Origin of the sequence: Novosphingobium sp. PhB57 (assembly GCF_004342985.1) — a bacterium.
In the GTDB taxonomy this organism is placed as follows: Bacteria; Pseudomonadota; Alphaproteobacteria; order Sphingomonadales; family Sphingomonadaceae; genus Novosphingobium.
Genome location: NZ_SMBO01000007.1, coordinates 98,547 through 115,935 on the forward strand (window position 1 = coordinate 98,547; position 17,389 = coordinate 115,935).

General features: G+C 67.5%; 16 protein-coding genes. 5 read left to right on the forward strand and 11 right to left on the reverse strand.

What is annotated here, in order from left to right; genetic code table 11:
* Positions 1–75: 75 nt before the first annotated feature.
* From EDF58_RS20300 to EDF58_RS20310, 3 genes are read left to right on the forward strand one after another with little or no spacing between them, the layout of a single operon-like run.
* A complete protein-coding gene (locus tag EDF58_RS20300; protein ID WP_132268891.1) occupies positions 76–1,245 on the forward strand; it encodes a pyridoxal phosphate-dependent aminotransferase in 1,170 nt (389 codons plus the stop codon).
* Positions 1,242–2,777 carry a septum formation initiator gene (locus tag EDF58_RS20305; RefSeq protein ID WP_132268893.1) on the forward strand — a complete coding sequence of 512 codons (1,536 nt, stop codon included), beginning with the start codon at positions 1,242–1,244 and terminating at the stop codon, positions 2,775–2,777. The genes EDF58_RS20300 and EDF58_RS20305 overlap by 4 nt, the downstream gene beginning before the upstream one ends.
* Positions 2,774–4,069, forward strand: coding sequence for an amino acid permease (locus EDF58_RS20310; protein WP_132268894.1), 1,296 nt, complete (start codon positions 2,774–2,776; stop codon positions 4,067–4,069). Before EDF58_RS20305 ends, EDF58_RS20310 begins: the two co-directional genes overlap by 4 nt.
* Before the next feature lie 51 nt (positions 4,070–4,120).
* On the opposite strand, the gene EDF58_RS20315 is transcribed toward EDF58_RS20310, so the two are convergent.
* Together EDF58_RS20315 and EDF58_RS20320 are read right to left on the reverse strand one after the other, a co-directional pair.
* Positions 4,121–6,211, reverse strand: a complete 2,091-nt coding sequence (locus EDF58_RS20315; protein ID WP_243654399.1) for an amidohydrolase family protein — start codon at positions 6,209–6,211, stop codon at positions 4,121–4,123.
* A complete protein-coding gene (locus tag EDF58_RS20320) occupies positions 6,208–7,188 on the reverse strand; it encodes an ornithine cyclodeaminase family protein (RefSeq protein ID WP_132268896.1) in 981 nt (326 codons plus the stop codon). The genes EDF58_RS20315 and EDF58_RS20320 overlap by 4 nt, the downstream gene beginning before the upstream one ends.
* A 145-nt stretch (positions 7,189–7,333) precedes the next feature.
* Here EDF58_RS20320 and EDF58_RS20325 point away from each other — a divergent pair, with 145 nt between their 5' ends.
* Together EDF58_RS20325 and EDF58_RS20330 are read left to right on the forward strand one after the other, a co-directional pair.
* A complete protein-coding gene (locus EDF58_RS20325) occupies positions 7,334–7,813 on the forward strand; it encodes an Lrp/AsnC family transcriptional regulator (RefSeq protein ID WP_243654400.1) in 480 nt (159 codons plus the stop codon).
* Between the two features lie 115 nt (positions 7,814–7,928).
* A complete protein-coding gene (locus EDF58_RS20330) occupies positions 7,929–9,647 on the forward strand; it encodes a peptidase M61 (RefSeq protein WP_132268898.1) in 1,719 nt (572 codons plus the stop codon).
* Positions 9,648–9,659: 12 nt separating this feature from the next.
* Here EDF58_RS20330 and EDF58_RS20335 read toward each other — a convergent pair whose 3' ends face one another.
* The 9 genes from EDF58_RS20335 to EDF58_RS20375 form a co-directional block, all read right to left on the reverse strand.
* Positions 9,660–10,895, reverse strand: coding sequence for an FAD-dependent oxidoreductase (locus EDF58_RS20335; RefSeq protein ID WP_132268900.1), 1,236 nt, complete (start codon positions 10,893–10,895; stop codon positions 9,660–9,662).
* A gap of 2 nt (positions 10,896–10,897) precedes the next feature.
* Positions 10,898–12,100 carry a 3-oxoadipyl-CoA thiolase gene (pcaF, locus tag EDF58_RS20340; RefSeq protein WP_132268902.1) on the reverse strand — a complete coding sequence of 401 codons (1,203 nt, stop codon included), beginning with the start codon at positions 12,098–12,100 and terminating at the stop codon, positions 10,898–10,900.
* 5 nt (positions 12,101–12,105) lie between these two features.
* Complete coding sequence (pcaD, locus tag EDF58_RS20345) at positions 12,106–12,876, reverse strand: 3-oxoadipate enol-lactonase (RefSeq protein WP_132268904.1); 771 nt, start codon at positions 12,874–12,876, stop codon at positions 12,106–12,108.
* A 3-nt stretch (positions 12,877–12,879) separates the two neighbouring features.
* A complete protein-coding gene (locus EDF58_RS20350; protein WP_132268905.1) occupies positions 12,880–13,197 on the reverse strand; it encodes a 2Fe-2S iron-sulfur cluster-binding protein in 318 nt (105 codons plus the stop codon).
* Between the two features lie 14 nt (positions 13,198–13,211).
* Positions 13,212–13,859: a 3-oxoacid CoA-transferase subunit B gene (locus EDF58_RS20355; RefSeq protein WP_132268907.1), complete on the reverse strand. Its 648-nt coding sequence runs from the start codon at positions 13,857–13,859 to the stop codon at positions 13,212–13,214.
* A 1-nt stretch (position 13,860) separates the two neighbouring features.
* Positions 13,861–14,568: a CoA transferase subunit A gene (locus EDF58_RS20360; RefSeq protein WP_132268909.1), complete on the reverse strand. Its 708-nt coding sequence runs from the start codon at positions 14,566–14,568 to the stop codon at positions 13,861–13,863.
* Positions 14,569–14,579: 11 nt separating this feature from the next.
* Positions 14,580–15,365, reverse strand: a complete 786-nt coding sequence (benD, locus tag EDF58_RS20365; protein ID WP_132268910.1) for a benzoate diol dehydrogenase BenD — start codon at positions 15,363–15,365, stop codon at positions 14,580–14,582.
* Positions 15,366–15,521: 156 nt separating this feature from the next.
* Positions 15,522–16,034: a benzoate 1,2-dioxygenase small subunit gene (gene benB / locus EDF58_RS20370; RefSeq protein ID WP_132268912.1), complete on the reverse strand. Its 513-nt coding sequence runs from the start codon at positions 16,032–16,034 to the stop codon at positions 15,522–15,524.
* Complete coding sequence (locus tag EDF58_RS20375) at positions 16,031–17,389, reverse strand: Rieske 2Fe-2S domain-containing protein (protein ID WP_132268914.1); 1,359 nt, start codon at positions 17,387–17,389, stop codon at positions 16,031–16,033. Before EDF58_RS20375 ends, benB begins: the two co-directional genes overlap by 4 nt.

Genomic DNA, 17,389 nt, shown 5'->3' on the forward strand with positions numbered 1-17,389 from the left:
CGGCGCCGGGGAACATTCCCTTCCCGGCGCCGCCGCCACCCGACGCACTCGGCATTACCCGGCAGATACGAGACAATGGCTTCCCGCCCAGACGACCAGACTTCGCAGTCCTACGCCCAATGGGTCAGGCGCTCGATCATCCGGAACAGCAATTCCCGCAGCCTCCTCGTCAGCCTGTTCGAAAGCTCCGTCCCCGAGCCGCGCGACCTGCTGCGCGACGTGCTGCTCGAAGGCTTCGAGGCGGGCATGACCTCGCGCTACGCCAGCACTTTCGTGAAGGGCAATCCCTACCTCGTGGCCGCGCTGGCGCGGGACTACGGCGTGCGCGAGGAGCAGGTGCTGACGACCACCGGCGCCACGGGGGCGCTGTCCCTGATCTACCGCGCGCTGCTTTCGCCGGGCGACCGCGTGCTGGTGGAGAACCCCAGCTTCGAACTGTTCGGCAACCTGGCGCAGGCCAGCGGCATCGCAGTGGACACCTTCGAGCGCCCGGCACCGCGCTTCGCCATCGATCCGGGCGCGGTCGAGGCCGGCCTGCGACCGGAGACGCGGATGATCGTGATCTCCAACCTGCACAACCCTTCGGGCATGGCGGTGGACGATGCCACGATCGCCGCGCTGGGAGAGATCGCCGAGCGGCACGACCTCCTCGTCGTCGTGGATGAAGTCTATGCGCCTTACGCCGGAACGCGGATCCGCCCGGCCGCCTCGCTCGGCGCCTCGCCGCGGCTGGTCTCGGTCAACAGCCTGACGAAGATCTTCGGTCTCAGCACCTTGCGCTGCGGCTGGATCGTCGGGGACGAGAGCGTGGTCAATCCCGTGCGCGAACTGGCGCAGGAGGTGGACTTCGCGATCTCGAACCTCGCCCACGCAGTGTCCGCGCTCATCGTCGAGCATCCCGCGCGCTTTCTGGACAATACGTTCTCCGTGCTGGCCAAGGCGCGGCCGATCATCGAATCCTACCATGCCTACTGGCTGGCCGAGGGCCTGGCCGAGGGCGAACTGCCGGAAAGCGGCTGCATCGCCTTCCCCCGCCTTGTCGGGATCGGGGATACCGAGCGCTTCTCCGGCTGGCTTTCCGATCGCTGCGGCGTACTGGTGGCGCCGGGGGAATATTTCGGCGCGCCCGGACATGTCCGCCTCGGCTTCGCCATGGAGCCGTCGCGCCTCGATTACGGGCTCCAGGCCCTGACCGACGGCCTCATCACCTATCGGGAACATAACAAGCAGCTGGAAACGCCATGAAGTTCACGCCGCCGCAGCCCTTCGGTCGCAAAAAGAAGTCTCCGCTGCGCCTTTCGGTGCTGACGGGGATCGCACTGTCAGCGGCGTCTGCCGGACCCCTTCCGACGCTCGCGGCCGCGCCGCCGGCCGAACGGGTCCTCATCGATGCGCGGGTATCGCAACCCGATCCCGCGCATCCTGTCCGCGCCGAGCTGGGACTTGTCCCTGTTTCAGCCGGCGCGGACAGTTCCCCGGCCACGGCCGGCTACCTCTCCTATTCGCGCAAGGTCGCCCGTTCGGCCGAGAGGCCGGTGATCTTCGCCTTCAACGGCGGCCCCGGCGCCTCTGCCGCCTATCTGCACATGGGGCTGCTCGGCCCCGTGCTTGCCCATGTCCCGCAGGACCCGGCGAGCCGCGATGCCCGCCCCGGCGGCAGCGGCCCCGGCCCCGCAAAGCTCTACGACCTCGCCGACGTAGTGTTCATCGATCCGCCCGGAACCGGCTTTTCCAGCCGCCCGGAAGGGGCAGCCGCGGCGCCCTACAACACCGTGGAGGGCGATGCCAACGCCGCCGCCGACCTCGTGCGGCAATGGCTGCGCGGCCATGACCGCCTGGGCGCACCCGTCTATATCCTGGGCGAGAGCTACGGCACGATCCGCGCTGTGGCCATGCTCGATGCGCTGGACCGGCAGGGCCTTGGGAAGAACGTGCGCGGGGTGGTCCTGCTGGGCCAGGCGCTCAACATGATCGAGACTTCGCAGCGGCCCGACAACGTGGTGACGTATGCGGTGTCGCTGCCGACGCTGGCCGCCATCGCCTGCTATCACGGCATGGTGAAGGCCCCCTGCACGCCCGAAAGCGTGACGGCGCAGGCCGCCCGCTTCGCCCGCGAGGAATACCTGCCCGCGCTCTACCTTGGCCGCGACCTGCCGCAGGCCGAGCGTGAACGCCTGGCCGCGCGGCTGGCCGAACTCACCGGCATTCCCGCCGGATTCTACCTCGCCAACGACTTGCGCATCTCCAAGGAGCGCTTCCGCGTCGAACTCCTGCGCGCGCAAGGCAAGGTCATGGGCCGCTACGACGCGCGCTACCTGGCCGACCGGCCCGACAACGTCACGACGATGATGCCCGGCGATCCGTCCTCGTCGATCTCCGAGGCTTTCGGCCAGGCGATGAAGGACTATCTGGCCGGCACGCTCAAGGCGCCGGGCGCCGATGCCTACAAGGTGATCGCGCGCTTCGAGGGAAGCTGGAGCTACGGCGCCGAGGATTCGCCTTTCGCGGACTGGCCGTTCATGGCCACCGTGGAGCGCCACGCCGCCAGCAACGCCTGCCTGCGCCTGTTCGTCGGCACCGGGATCTACGACACCACCACCACCATCGGCGCGGCCGACTACCTCTTCGCGCAGTCCAGCCTGCCCCGCGAGCGCTATCGCAACGCCCGCTACGTCGGTGGGCACGTCTTCTACTCCGATGACGGCAGCCGCGCGCGGTTCCAGTCCGATCTTGCCGAATTCATCGCGGCCGACGGCTGCGGGGAGGCGCGCAAGTGAGCGACGCCGAACAGGCCCTGCGCAAGGGCATAGGTCTCTGGGGCGTCGTCTCGCTCGGCCTGGGGACGGCGGTGGGCGTGTCGATCTTCTCCGCCGTATCCCCCGCCACCGGGCTGGCCGGGCCGGGCATGCTGCTCTCGGTCGTGATCGCGGCGCTGCCGATGTACCTGATCGCCGTCAGCTATGCCTATCTCGGATCGGCCGATCCGGTATCGGGCGCCAGCTTCGTATGGCCTTCCCGCTATCTTCATCCCACCCTGGGCTTCTTCATCGCCTGGATGCGCATCATCGCCAACATGGGCGCCATGGTCGTGCTGGCGCTGGTGCTGGTGCGCTATGTCTCGATGCTGGTGCCGCTGCCGGTCAAGCCGACGATGTTCGCGGTGCTGGTATTGGCGCTGCTGGCGAACCTCGTGGGCGTCCATGTCGCCGCCCGCGCGCAGACCGCGATGGTGGCCGCACTGATCGTGCTGTTCGGCCTGTTCGTGGCCTGGGGCGGCTTCACCGCGTCGGAACCGGCGCGGCTGGAACCGTTCCTGCCAAAGGGCTTCCACGGCGCGCTCGCCGCCGCGCCGCTGCTGATGGGCCTGTTCTTCGGTATCGAAGCCGCGACCGAAGCCGGCGGCGAAGTGGCGAACAGCCGGCGTAACATCCCGGCCGGCATCGCGCTCGCCATCGGCTCGGCCACGGTGCTCTACGTGGCCGTCGCCTTCGTGGCGCTCACCGTCCTCGGACCGGAAGCCCTGGCCGGCAGCGAGGCGCCGATCCTCGACACGGCCAAACGCTTCATGGGGCCCCTGGCCGTGCCGGTCATCATGCTGGCCGCCGTCGCCGCGATCGGCACCAGCCTCAACGCGATCTTCACGATGTTCAGCCGCAGCCTCTTCGCCATGGCCGAGGCGGGCGTGCTGCCGCGGATCATCGCCCGCGTGCATCCCCGCTCGCACGTTCCGCACATGGCCTTGTTCGCCGTCTTCGGCATCGGCTGCGTGGGACTGCTGATGCCGATGGAGCTGACGTTCCTGTTCCTGGCCGTGAACATCCCGAACCTGGTGAAATACGGCAGCATCTGCCTTTCCGCCGCCCGCGTCGCCCATGGCCACCCGCAGCTTCACGAAGGCGCGGGCTTCAGGCCGGCGCGCCGGACGATGGTGGTCCTGGGCCTGGCCGGCGCGGTCTGCGCGCTCGGCCTGATCGCCGTGGGCCTTGAGGCGGACTGGCGGCCCTACGTGCTGCTGCTGGTCTGGGGCGGCATCGGCGCGATCTGGTATTTCGCGCGCCGGGGACGTTGAGGAAGGCGCGGGCAGGCGGCCGATCGCCCCCTGCCCGCGCCCTCTACCGGCTCAGAACGCGAGGTCCTCGTGGGCTTCGGCGCCCGATCCATTGGTCAGCGCCACCGGCTTCGCCTCGGCCACGGGCGCCACGATCCGGGGCGCCTCGGCAAAGGGCTTCACCCCCACCTCGCGCCAGATTTCCGAGGGGAAGTAGACCGTCCCGCCCTTCACCACCATCGCCATGCGGTGGATCGCCGACAGGTCTTCCAGCGGATTGCCGTCCAGCAGCACGAAGTCGGCATACTTGCCCTTCTCCACCGAGCCGTAGGACTGGTCGCGGTGCATGTAGCGCTCGGGGCCAAGCGTGCCGATCTTCAGCACTTCGGCTGTGGGCAGCCCGGCCTCGGCATAGATCTGCAATTCGCGGTGGACCGACAGGCCGGTGCCGTCGTCGGTTCCGGGCAGGAGCGTGATGCCGCGCTTGTACATGTCCAGCAGCAGCGCCTTGATCGTCACGAAGGCGCCGTCGTAACCGGCGGCATCTTCGGGCGTCTTGATCGGGGCGATGCCCTGGCGGCGATTGCGCTGCACGCCCACCGGCAAGTGATCGAAATAGCCCGCCACCGCCGGGCTGATCCTGCCGTCGCGGCTCATCATCAGCAGTTCCAGCGTCACCGCCGTGGGGTCGAGCGCGATGTGCTTCGCCTGCATCGTATCGAGCGTGGCGGCGACGCGCGGAGAGGCAAGGTCCAGCCCTGCCGTCCGGCGCATGGCCGTGAGGCGCAGCGGCGTGCGGGTGTCTTCCCTGGGATCGAGCACCCAGCCCAGCATGAGCTGGTTGATATGACTCACTTCGTCATAACCCGCCGCGATCATGGCATCGGCGTTGGTGAAGGCCGGGATGTGCCCGGTCACGCCCATGCCCAGGCGTTTCGCTTCCCGGACCACGCCGGGCACCCATGCGGGATTGAAGCTGTTGTAGATCTTCACCTGCCAATAGCCGCGCGCGCCGTACCAGCGCACCGCGTCCAGCGCTTCCGCCTCGCTGCCCGCGATGAAGCCGTTGCGCGAACTGTAGGGGCTGCGTCCTTCCAGGAAGCCGTTGCGCACGATGCGCGGCCCGGCCACTTCGCCCGCATCGATGCGATGCGTCAGGTCGATCAGGAAGGCGTTCTCGTTGCCCATGTCGCGCACGCTGGTCACGCCCGAGGCGATGTAGAGCAGGGCGGACTGCAGCGAGACGTGGGCATGCATGTCGTGCAGGCCGGGAATGACCACGCGGCCCGCACCCTCCACGGTCGCCTCGCCGGGTGAGGCAGGGCTGTCCAGCGGCTCCACCGAGGCGATGCGATCCCCGAAGACCACCACCGAGACCGGATCGCCGATCTTGCCGCTCGCCGGGTCGAAGACGCGCACGTCGCGGATGCGGATCGGTGCGGTAAACGTGTGCGCGACCTTCTTCTGGATCGCGGCGAAGCGCTCGGCCGAACGCACGGCGGCGATCTTCGCCAGATCCCCGGCGAATGAGGAAAGGTCCTCGCGCACCGTGGCGTTCGTGGGCGAATAGGCCGCGACAAGCGCGCCCTTGTCGTCGAGCAGGATCGCGCTGGGCGTCAGTCCGATGCCCTTGACCAGGAACGCGCGATAGGCCGTGCCGCCCAGCGTGACCGGCGCTTCTTCCTCCAGCGAGAGCGTTCCCCCCGGTGCCGCCGCGAGCACATGGTCGGCATCGGCCAGCAGCGCGCGGGCATAGAGGCCGAGCGAGAACGGGCTGCCCTCCTGCGCCACGTAAAGCGTGGGCACCCTGGCCGCCATCGCGCCCTTGCCGGTGGTGTCGACCCAGGAAAGCCGCTTGCCTTTGGCCGTGAACTGCTCATCCACCTTGTTGCCGAACGTCGACGTGCCTTGCAGGGTCCAGCTCGTGGGCAGCCCCCGGGCGCCCAGCACGATCGTCTCGTGCATCGTCGGGCCGCGGCCGTTGCTCTTGACGTCGTGGTCGATCGAGACGGTATTGCCCTCGATATCGGCCAAGACATGACCGACGTTCTCGCCATTGTCGATCACCGCGAAGCGCTGGGTCTCGGCGTGGAGCGCGGCGGCCGAAAGCGCCAGGGCGGAACAGGCGAGGCAGCGCAGGCCGGCGGTCGGTCTCATCGTCATCGGTTCTGGGTTCCGTGGATCTTGTGGCTGTGTGCTTCGTAGAGATGGGCGGCCGATGCCAGGTCCTGCACCGCATGGCCGAGCGACTTGTAGACGGTGATTTCCTCGGCGTTGCGGCGCCCGGCCACCTGGCCCAGCAGGACTTCGCCAATCTCCGCGACGATATGCGCGTCGTCCACCAGGCCGGCTTCTTTCGCCACCAGGAACTCGGCGGCGGCATCGCGGGCGGACGCCTTGCTGTCGGCAATGAAGCGGGAGGCGACGACCAGCGCATTGTCCACTTCCACCGGCCCCGGTCCGCTGGAGCCGACGACGTTGACGTGCGTGCCCGGTCGCAGCCAGGCGCCCAGCAGGATCGGCTGGCGCGCACCGGTGAGCGTGCAGATGACGTCCGCCTCGCCCGCCGCCGCTTGCGCGTCCAGCGCCACTTCCACCGGCAAGCGGTCCTTCCAGGCGTCGACCACGTCCTGCGCCCTGGCCGGATCGCGTCCCCAGATCAGGATGCGCGAAAAGCGGTGGACCAACGGCAGGGCTTCGAGGTGCGAATGGACCTGCCCGCCCGTGCCCATCAGCAACAGCACTTCGGCATCGTCCCGCGCCAGCGCCGCCGTGGCGACGGCGGTGGCGGCGGCCGTGCGGATATGCGTGATCTCCTCGGCATCGGCCACGCAGACGGGGCGGCCTTCCACGGGTTCGAACAGCGTCACCACCCCGCGATGGCGGCGCACGCCGGGATTGTCGGGCTCCGCGAAGACGCTGATGAGCTTGGCGCCGAACATCCCCTGTTCGGACAGCGCCCCCGGCATCAGCCCGAAAGTCCGCCCTTCTCCCATGTGGATCATGGTGCGCAGCAACTGGCGGGTTTCTCCCAGCGACAGCGCCTTCATCGCCTCTCGAACAACCGCGATGCAAGAGGGATAGTCGAGCAGCGCGCGCACGTCCTCCGCATCGAAGATCGCCAGTTCGCCTCGTTTCATAGAATGACCCGTCCCTGTTGCCGATTATCGGTTTGCGTCGAGCATCAGTGATAGCGCCGCGCCTGGAAATATCTCCGCCTTTATTGCGCTCGATCCGGTTTGCGTGGCATGTTCAAACCAACAAACCATAACAGGGAGCATAATCTTGCCCGCCGAACTTGACCGGCTCGACATGAAGATCCTCGATCGCCTCCAGATCGACGCCTCGGAATCCTCCAGCGAAATCGCCGACCGCGTGGGGCTGTCGCAATCGCCCTGCTGGCGCCGGATGCAGCGACTGAAGGAAGAAGGCTACGTGCGCCATACCGTGGCCGTTCTCGACCGCGAGAAGTTCGGCGAGAGCATGTTCATCTTCGCCCAGCTCAAGATGTCCCGCCTGTCCGACGAGGACCGCGACCGCTTCGTCCACGCGGTGGAGGCCACGCCGGAAATCCTGGAAGCCTATACGCTGTTCGGGGAGATGGACGTGATGCTCAAGGTCCTCGCGCCGAACATCGCCTGGTACCAGAACTTCACGTTCCGCACGCTGCTGCGCCTGCCCGGCGTGGAGGATGTGCGTTCCACCGCCACCCTGTCCGAACTGAAGTGCACGCACCGGCTGCCGCTGCCCTCGCTGCCGGGCTGACCGCAAGGCGGAGCCCGCCGCCGATCGCAGCGACGAGCATATTTCATGCGCGCCGGCGGGCCGGCGCCATGCTCTTTGCACATTATCCTTCGGAACGGACTGTTAGCCTCGTGCCATGACCTCGCATCGCATCGCCTTCATCGCCGCGCTTCCCGCCGTCCTCATCGCATCGGCGCCTTTCGCGGCGGCGCGGGCAGACGATGCGCCCGATCTCTCGATCACCCTCGCGCCCGTCGCCGATCCCCGGGGCGCGCTTACCCGCATGGATGTCGCGATCCGTTTCGAGGCCCCGCCGCAAGGCGATGCCTTGGCCGCGATCGCCCTCACCGCGAATACCGTCGAGACGTCTGCCGGCCATATGGAAGCGCTGGCCTTTTCCGATGCGAAGGGCGCCCTGCCCGTGGAAGCGCGGGACGCGGCCAGGGACGGCGACAACCGGGACCGGACGTGGAAACCGCTGCGCCCGGTCGAGGGTGCCGTCACCGTCTCCTACCGGCTGGCGATCGATCCCGCGCAGCCGGAACAGGCCAAGCCGCAGTACGAACTGCGTGCCAGCGACGGCGGCCTGTCCGGCGCGGGCAACGCCTTCCTCGTCCTCCCTGCCGACACCCTGCCGCGCGACCTCGTCGTGCACTGGGACCTCGCGCGCGCCGGCAAGGACGCGCGCGGCGTTTCCAGCATCGGCGTGGGCGACAGCCGCAGCAGCCGTCCCCTGCGGGCGGACCAGATCGCCGGCGGCTACTACATGGCCGGGCAGGTCGGCACATATGCCAAGGGCACGTTCTTCGGCATCTGGCAGGGCCGCTTCGGCTTCAACGGACCGGACCTGATGGACTGGGCCGCCCGGCTCCAGGCCTTCTACGGCACGTTCTTCGACCAGCGCCCGGCCAGCTTCGGCGTCTTCGCGCGGACCAACCACGTCAATCCCGGCAGCGGCATCGGCCTGACCGACAGCTTCGCCTTCACGTTCAGCGAAAAGACCCCGATCGCCGATCTCGAAAGCCTGCTGGCGCACGAGATGGTGCACGCCTGGATCAATTCGCTCGGCGATTCCATGGATGCGCCCGGCGGGCTGGGGCTTTCCTGGTTCGGCGAAGGGCTGGCCGTCCACTACCAGCGCATCCTGCCCTTCCGCGCCGGGCTGATCTCTTCGCAAGCCTTCCTTGACGATCTCAACTCCACGGCGGGCCGCTATTACACCAATGCCCTGATCGCCACGCCGAACGCGCAGATCGCCGAAGGCTTCTGGAAGGACACGCGCATCCGCGTGCTGCCTTACGATCGCGGCTCGCTCTATTTCGCCTCGGTGGACGCGCAGATCCGCGCTGCCTCGCAGGGCAAGCGCTCGCTGGACGATCTCGTCCGCCACATGCTGGCGGAGCGGCGCGCAGGCCGGCCTATGGACCTGGCGCTCTGGAAGAGGCTGCTCGGCCAGGAACTCGGCGCGCGGGGGCTGGCCGATTTCGACGCCATGCTGGCAGGCGGCACGGTTTTGCCGCCTTCCGATGCCTTCGGTCCCTGCTTCGAACGCGTGACGCGCCCGATGAAACGCTTCGATCTCGGCTTCGATCCGCTGATCCTCGTCACCAAGGACCGGATCGTGGCGGGGCTCAAGCCGGGTTCCAACGCCGAAGCGGCGGGATTGCGCAACGGCGACCGCATTCTCAACCGCTTCCCGCAGGACGCTCTCCAGGGCGACCAGAAAGCCGAAGTCACGCTGGAGGTCGAGCGCGGCGGGCAGCAGCTTCGCATCGTCTACCTGCCACGCGGCGAAACGGTGTCCGGCACCTACCAGTGGCAGGCCCGGGCAGGCACCGACTGCGCCGCCCGGTAGCCCCGGCGGCGTTCACCCGGCGAGCAGTTCCTTGAGCGGCACACCCGCATCGGCAAGGCGGTCCACATTCGGCAAGGCGCCCGCTTCCACCAGCTTGCGGCCCTGGACGTAGTCCTTCACCGCGTTCACGCAGTCGAGCGCCAGGACTTTGCCTTCCTTGAGGTAGATCACCGAGAAGCTGCGGTCCTCGGGATTGCCGCGGATCACCGTCTGGTCGAAGCCCAGGTTGATGCCCGCCGTCTGCAGCCGCAAGTCGTACTGGTTGGACCAGAACCACGGAAACGCCTTGTAGGGCTTGGCATCGCCGCAGATCACCTTGGCCACGCACGTCGCCATGTCGTTGGCGTTCTGCACCGATTCCACGCGCATCACCGTGGCGCCCGCAAAGTCGCAGGCGAAAGCCGCGCAGTCGCCGATGGCATAGATGTCCGGCAGCGAAGTGCGGCAATATTCGTCCACGTCCACGCCGTTGGCTCCGGCCGCGCCGGCCAGGATCAGCGGCCCGACCGCCGGGACGATGCCGATGCCCACGATCACCGCCTCGGCGCCCAGGACCTCGCCGCCGGCAAGCTGCACGCCGGTGACCTTGTGGCCATCGCCCACCAGGCAATCGACCGCGACGCCCGTGCGCAGATCGACGCCGTGCGTCCGGTGCTCGTCTTGGTAGAATTCCGAGAGCGGCTCCCCTGCCACGCGCGCCAGCACACGCGGCAGCGCTTCCAGCAGCGTGACCTTGAGGCCCATCTTCGAGAGCACTGCCGCCGCTTCGAGGCCGATGTAGCCGCCGCCGATCACGACCACGTTCTTCGTGCCCGCATCGATTTCGGCCATCAGCGTGTCGCAATCCTCGCGGGTGCGCACGGCATGGACCCCGGCCAGATCCGCGCCCGAGCACGACAGCCGGCGCGGATCGCCGCCCGTCGCCCAGACCAGCTTGCCGTAGCCGTAAGTCTCACCGTCCGAGAGCGCGAGTTCCTGCGCCGCCGGATCGACTTTGGTCACTTCGGTGCCGAGCTTGAAGGTGATCTCCTTCTCGGCCCAGAACGTCGGCGGGCGGATGTAGAGACGGTCGAAGGTCTTCTCCCGCGCGAAATATTCCTTGGAGAGCGGCGGCCGCTCGTAAGGATGCTCCGGCTCGCGGCCAATGACGGTGATGGTCCCCTCGAAACCGTTCTGGCGAAGGGCGATCGCGCATTGCGCACCGCCGTGCCCGGCTCCCACGATAACGACGTCTGCACGCTCCGCCATGGTCACACGCGCTCCAGCAGCACGGCCAGGCCCTGCCCGACGCCGATGCACATGAAGGCCAGCGCCAAGCGGCCGCCGGTGCGATGCAGTTCCTCCACCGCCGAAAGCGCGATACGCGCGCCGGACATCCCCAGGGGATGGCCCAGTGCGATGGCGCCGCCGTTGGGATTGACGCGCGGGTCGCCGGGATCGATGCCGAGATCGCGCAAGGTGGCGATGGCCTGGCTGGCGAAAGCCTCGTTCAGCTCGATCACGTCAAGGTCGTCCACGCCCAGCGCATGACGCGCCAGCACCTTGCGCGCCGCCTCGATCGGGCCTGCACCCATGATGCGCGGGGCGATGCCCGCGGCCGCCATGCCGACCACGCGGGCGCGCGGGACGAGGCCGTGGCGTTTCGCCGCCTCCGCGCTGGCGACCAGCATGGCCGCCGCGCCGTCGTTGAGGCCCGAGGCATTGCCCGCCGTCACGGTGCCGTCCGCCTTCACTACCGGCTTGAGCTTCGCCAGCGCTTCGAGGCTGGTGGCGCGGAGGTGCTCGTCCTGCGCGAAGATCACCGGATCGCCCTTGCGCTGCGGGACCGATACCGGAACGATCTCGGCGGCGAACCTGCCATCGGCCTGCGCGCGCGCGGCCTTTTCCTGGCTGGCGAGGGCGAAGCGGTCCTGCTCCTCGCGGCTCACCTGCCACTGCTCGGCCACGTTCTCGCCGGTCTGCGGCATCGTGTCGACGCCGTAAGCCGCCTTCATCGCCGGATTGACGAAGCGCCAGCCCAGCGTGGTGTCCTCGATCTTCTGGTCGCGGCCGAAAGCGCTGCCGGCCTTGCCCATGACATAGGGCGCCCGGGTCATGCTCTCGGCGCCCCCGGCAATGAGAAAGTCCGCATCGCCGCCGCGGATCGCCTGCGCCGCCATGCCCAGCGCATTGAGGCCCGAGGCGCACAGCCGGTTGACGGTCACGCCGGGCACGCCTTCGGGCATCCCGGCCAGCAGCACGGCCATGCGCGCCAGGTTGCGGTTGTCCTCGCCCGCCTGGTTGGCGCAGCCCAGGATCACATCGTCTATCGCGCCCCAGTCGGCATCCGGGTTGCGCGCCATCAGCGCCTTGAGCGGCAGCGCGGCAAGGTCGTCGGCGCGCACGGCGGCAAGCGAGCCGTTCAGCTTGCCGATAGGGGTGCGCACGGCGTCGCAGATGAAGGCTTCGGCCATGATCTTCAGCTTTCCAGGAACGAGGCGAGTGCCCCTGCCAGCGCCTCGGGCGCTTCCAGGGGGGCAAGATGAGCAGCTTCGAGCGAGACATGCGCCGCGCCGGGAATGCTCTGGACGAGGTGCTCGCCGTGCCCGGCGAAAGGCGTGGAGCTGTCGCGCGTGCCGGTGACGACCAGGGTGGGCGCGACGATGGCGGGGATGCGCGGGGCCAGGTCCATGTCGCGGATCGCCGCGCCGCAACCGGCGTAACCTTGCGGGTCCATACCGAGGAGCTGGCGACGCACGCTTTCGAACGGTGCGGGCGCGGCGGCGTCCGAGAGGAAGCGGCCCATGGCGAGGTCGGCGATGGCGGCCATGCCTTCGGCGCGCACGGTGCCGATGCGGTCGTTCCACGAGGCGCTGTCCATTGTGGCGGAAGTGCAGACGAGCGCCAGCTTTTCCAGCCGCTGCGGCGCGCGCAGGGCCAGCTCCATGCCGATCATGCCGCCCAGCGACACGCCCGCCAGCGAAAAGCGCGCGATCCCGGCGGCGTCGGCCACCGCCAGCACGTCTTCGGCCAGTCGTGCCATCGAAAAGTCACCCGGCTCCGCCACCGAAGCGCCGTGACCGCGGGTGTCGATGCGCAGCAGCGCGAAACGGTCCTGCAAGTGCGGCAGGACCGCGTCCCACAAGTCCATGTCCGTGCCGATGGAATTGAGCAGCACCAGTGCCGGCGCGTGGTCGCGGCCGTCGCGCTTCCAGTAGAGGCTGGCGCCGGGAACGTGAGTGAAGGCCATGGGTCAATCCTCCGGGGCGATGGCGACACGCAGCCCGTCAAGCGCGGCGGTCATGGCGATCTGGCAAGACAGGCGCGACCGGGCGCCGCGATGGTCGGAGGAATCGAGCAGGTCGTTCTCATCCTCGGACATGGCTCCGGTCGCGGCGGTCCAGTCCTCGTCGACGAAGACGTGGCAGGTGGCGCAGGAGCAGCAGCCCCCGCAGAGCGCCAGCAGTTCATCGAAGCCGTTGTCGCGGATCGCTTCCATCACGGAGCGGCCCTCTTCGGCATGGATGGCGGTTTCGTCTCCCGAACGGTCGACGACGATCAGTCTAGGCACGGAACAGTCCTGTCTTACGCCGCTTCCGGCAGGGCCAGCGGCGCACCGGTCTTCTCGGCGACTTCCGCTTCGGTGACGCCGGGGGCGAGTTCGACCAGCGTCAGTCCGCCGCGAATGCGGTCCACGGCGATCACGGCAAGGTCGGTGACGATCAGGTCCACGCAGGCCTTGCCGGTCAGCGGCAGGCTGCATTGCGGCAGGATCTTGGGCGCGCCATTCTTCGAGACATGGTCCATGACCACGACCACGCGCTTCACGCCCGCGACGAGGTCCATCGCCCCGCCCATGCCCTTCACCATCTTGCCCGGGATCGTCCAGTTGGCGAGATCGCCCTCGGCCGAGACTTCCATCGCGCCCAGCACGGCCATGTCGATATGGCCGCCGCGGATCATCGCGAAGCTGTCTGCGCTGGAGAAGAAGCTGGAAGTGGGCAGCGCGGTGATCGTCTGCTTGCCGGCGTTGATGAGGTCGGGATCGACTTCGTCGTCATAGGGGAACGGGCCGATGCCCAGCATGCCGTTCTCGCTCTGGAGCGTGACCTTGATGCCGGTCGGCACATGGTTTGCCACCAGCGTCGGGATGCCGATGCCCAGGTTCACATAGTACCCATCGCGCAGTTCCTTCGCGGCGCGGGCGGCCATTTCATCGCGGGTCCAAGCCATGTCAGGCGACCTCCCTTTCCCGAATAGTGCGCTTCTCGATGCGCTTCTCGTTGATGGTCGAAAGCACCACGCGGTCGACGTAGATGCCGGGGGTGTGGATGCAGTCGGGATCGAAGGTGCCGGCGGGGACGATTTCCTCGACCTCGGCCACGGTGACCTTGCCCGCCGTCGCCATGTTCGGGTTGAAGTTGCGCGCGGTCTTGCGGAACTGGAGGTTGCCCTCCTCGTCCGCGCGCCAGGCCTTGATGATCGACAGGTCCGCGCGCAGCCAGGTTTCGCGCACGTATTCCTCGCCCTCGAACACCTCGACCGGTTTGCCTTCGGCGACCACGGTGCCCACGCCCGTCTTGGTGTAGAACGCCGGAATCCCCGCGCCGCCTGCGCGGATACGCTCGGCCAGCGTGCCCTGCGGGTTCAGTTCGAGTTCGAGTTCGCCCGAGAGGTACTGGCTTTCGAACAGCTTGTTCTCACCCACGTAGGAGGAGATCATCTTCCGGATCTGGCGGCTTTCCAGCAGCATCCACAGGCCGAACCCGTCCGCGCCCGCGTTGTTGGAAATGACCGTGAGGTCCTTCACACCCGCCGCGCGCACTTCGGGGATCAGGCTCTCGGGATTGCCCGAGAGGCCGAACCCGCCGGACATGATGGTCATGCCGTCGAACAGCAGGCCATCGAGAGCGCTGCGGGGGCTGTCGTAGATTTTCGACATCGCGTGTCTCCTTAACCGAGGTCGCCGCCCGCGACGGGCAATACGGTGCCGGTCACGTAGCTGGCCTCGTCCGAGGCGAGGAACAGGATCGGGGCGATCTGCTCCTCAAGGGTTCCGTAGCGTTTCAGGAAGGCGGAATCGGTCACTTGCGCGACCGCCTCGGCCATCCACGCCTGCTCCTGCGCGCTGTCGCCTTCGGCGTTCCGGGCGACACGGCGGGGCGGAGCGCTGGTGCCGCCCGGTGCCGTCGCCACGACACGAATGCCGCTTTCCGCATATTCCATCGCAAGGCTCTGGGTGAGGCCGTTGATCCCGCCCTTCGCCGCCGAATAGGGCACCCGGCGAATGCCGCGCGTGGCGTTGGAGGACAAGTTCACGATCGTGCCCGCGCCCTGCTCCAGCATGGTCGGCAGCACCGCGTGGCAGCAATAGAGCGTCGGCATCAGCGAGCGGCGGATTTCCGCGTCGATCTGCGCAGGCTCGAACTCGGCATAGGGCCGCATCCGGATCGCGCCGCCGACATTGTTGATGAGGATGTCGATGCGACCGAAAGCTTCCACGGCCTTGGCCATCGCCACCGCCGCGCCTTCGTAGGTCTCAAGGTCGCAGCAGATGGAGATTGCTTTTCCGCCCTCGGCGACGATGGCCTGTTCGACTTCGGTCACGAATTCGGCGCGGTCGACCAGAACCACGCTCGCGCCCTCGGCAGCGGCGCGGGCCGCGACACCGGCCCCGATGCCCTGCGCCGCGCCGGTCACGACCATGACTTTGCCTGCGAAACGTCCTGCGAAGATCATGACACCGCACCCTTCGTCATTGCGAGCGTAGCGAAGCAATCCAGGGGCGGTTTTGCGCCGCTCTGGATTGCCGCGTCGGCTTCGCCTCCTCGCAATGACGAAGGTTGGGAGGAGGACGATCGCGAAGAGAGTGAGTGAACCGACATATCCACCTCCTCAGACGTGGTAGATGTCGATGACCTGATGAATGTAGTCGTCCTTCAGGACGATCTTCTTCTTCAGGATCAACGGCGTCTCATCCGCAGTATCCAGCGTCAGGAACGTGGTCCCGAAGAACTGCTGCGTCTGCTGGTAGCGGTGGCTGAGCGTGTGCCAGTTGTAGCGCAGGTCCACCTGCCCTTCCCGGCTCTCCAGCACTTCGACATTGCCGATGAAATGCGCCGAGCGCGGCTCGGGCGTGGAGGCGGAGGAGCGCTCGGTGTTCAGGCGGTAGACGCGGTCTTCCAGACCCTGCCGATTGGCGTAGTAGATCAGCGAGATTTCGGTCTGCGGGTCAGAGCACAGTTCATCGTCGTCGGTCCAGGCGGGCATCCAGTATTCGACTTGCGGCGAATAGCATTCCAGCCACTCGTCGAACCGGCGATCGTCCAGCAGGCGCGCCTCGCGGTAGAGGAAGGCGCAGATGTCGCGGTAGGAAAGGGCCTCACGGGTCATATCGAGCGTGCTCATTCCGCCGCCTCCATCATCGGCGGCTGATCGGCCGCGTCCTTGGCCAGACCGTCGAGCATGATCTGCGCCCAGAACTCGTGCTGGCGGACGAACAGCCCCTCGTCCTCGCTGCGCTCGCTGGAAAGCAGCGGGTTCATGCCCATGGCCTTGGCGTTTGCATCCGCGCCGTGGATCCAGCGGGTGGCGCCGCGGCTGAGGTCATTCCACAGCTCGCCCGCGCCTTCGTAGGCCTTCTGGCAGGAGCGGAACTCCTCCAGATCGTCGGGCGTGCCCATGCCGGTGACGTTGAAGAAATCCTCGTACTGGCGGATGCGGTGGGCGCGGTCCTCGGCGCTCTCGCCCTTGGGGGCGTAGCAGTAGATCGTCACTTCGGTGGTGTGCACGTCGATCGGGCGGACGACGCGGATCTGCGTCGAGAACTGGTCCATCAGGAACACGTTGGGATAGAGCGCCAGATTGCGCGTCTGCTCGATGATGAACTTCGCCCGATCCTCACCCAACCGTGCGTCGAGTTCCGGCTTGTGGTTCCAGATCGGCCGGACCTCCGGATTGATCACCTGCGTCCAGAGCAGGATGTGCCCATGCTCGAAGCCGTAGACGCCGCTGGCGGGCGCCTTGGACCAACCGTTGGCGTCCACCGCCTTGGTGCCGCCCTCGGCGCGGCGGCCCATGGTGGACTGGTAGTTTTCGTGAACGGAGCTGACGTGATAGCCGTCGCAGCCGTTCTCCATCTGCATCTTCCAGTTGCCGTCGAAGGTGTAGGTGGAATTGCCGGTCAGCACTTCCAGCCCCTCGGGCGCCTGATCGACCATCTGGTCGATGATGACTTTCGCCTCGCCCAGATGGTCTTCCAGCGGCACAACGTCATGGTTCAGCGATCCGAACACGAAGCCGCGATAGCTTTCGACGCGCACCTTGGTGAGGTCGTGCGACCCTTCGTGGTCGAAGCTGTCCGGATAGGCGCCGGTGCTGGCATCCTTGGCGCGCAGCAGCTTGCCGTCGGTCTTGAAGCTCCAGCCGTGGAACGGGCAGACGAACAACGGCTGGTTGCCCCGCTTGCGGCGGCACAGCTTGGCGCCGCGATGCGCGCAGGCATTGACCACGCCGTTGATCGCGCCGTCCTTGGCCCGGGTCAGGATCACGGGCGTGCGCCCGATGAAGGTCGTGAAGTAATCGTTCTTGTTCGGAAGCTGGCTTTCGTGGGCGAGGTACACCCAGTTGCTTTCGAAGATGTACTTCATTTCCAGCTCGAACAGCGCCGGATCGGTGAAGACGTCCCGGCGGCAGCGGAACTCTCCGGTTTCGACGTCATCGACCACGGCGGTCGAGACCCGGTGCATGAGGTGTTCGTACAT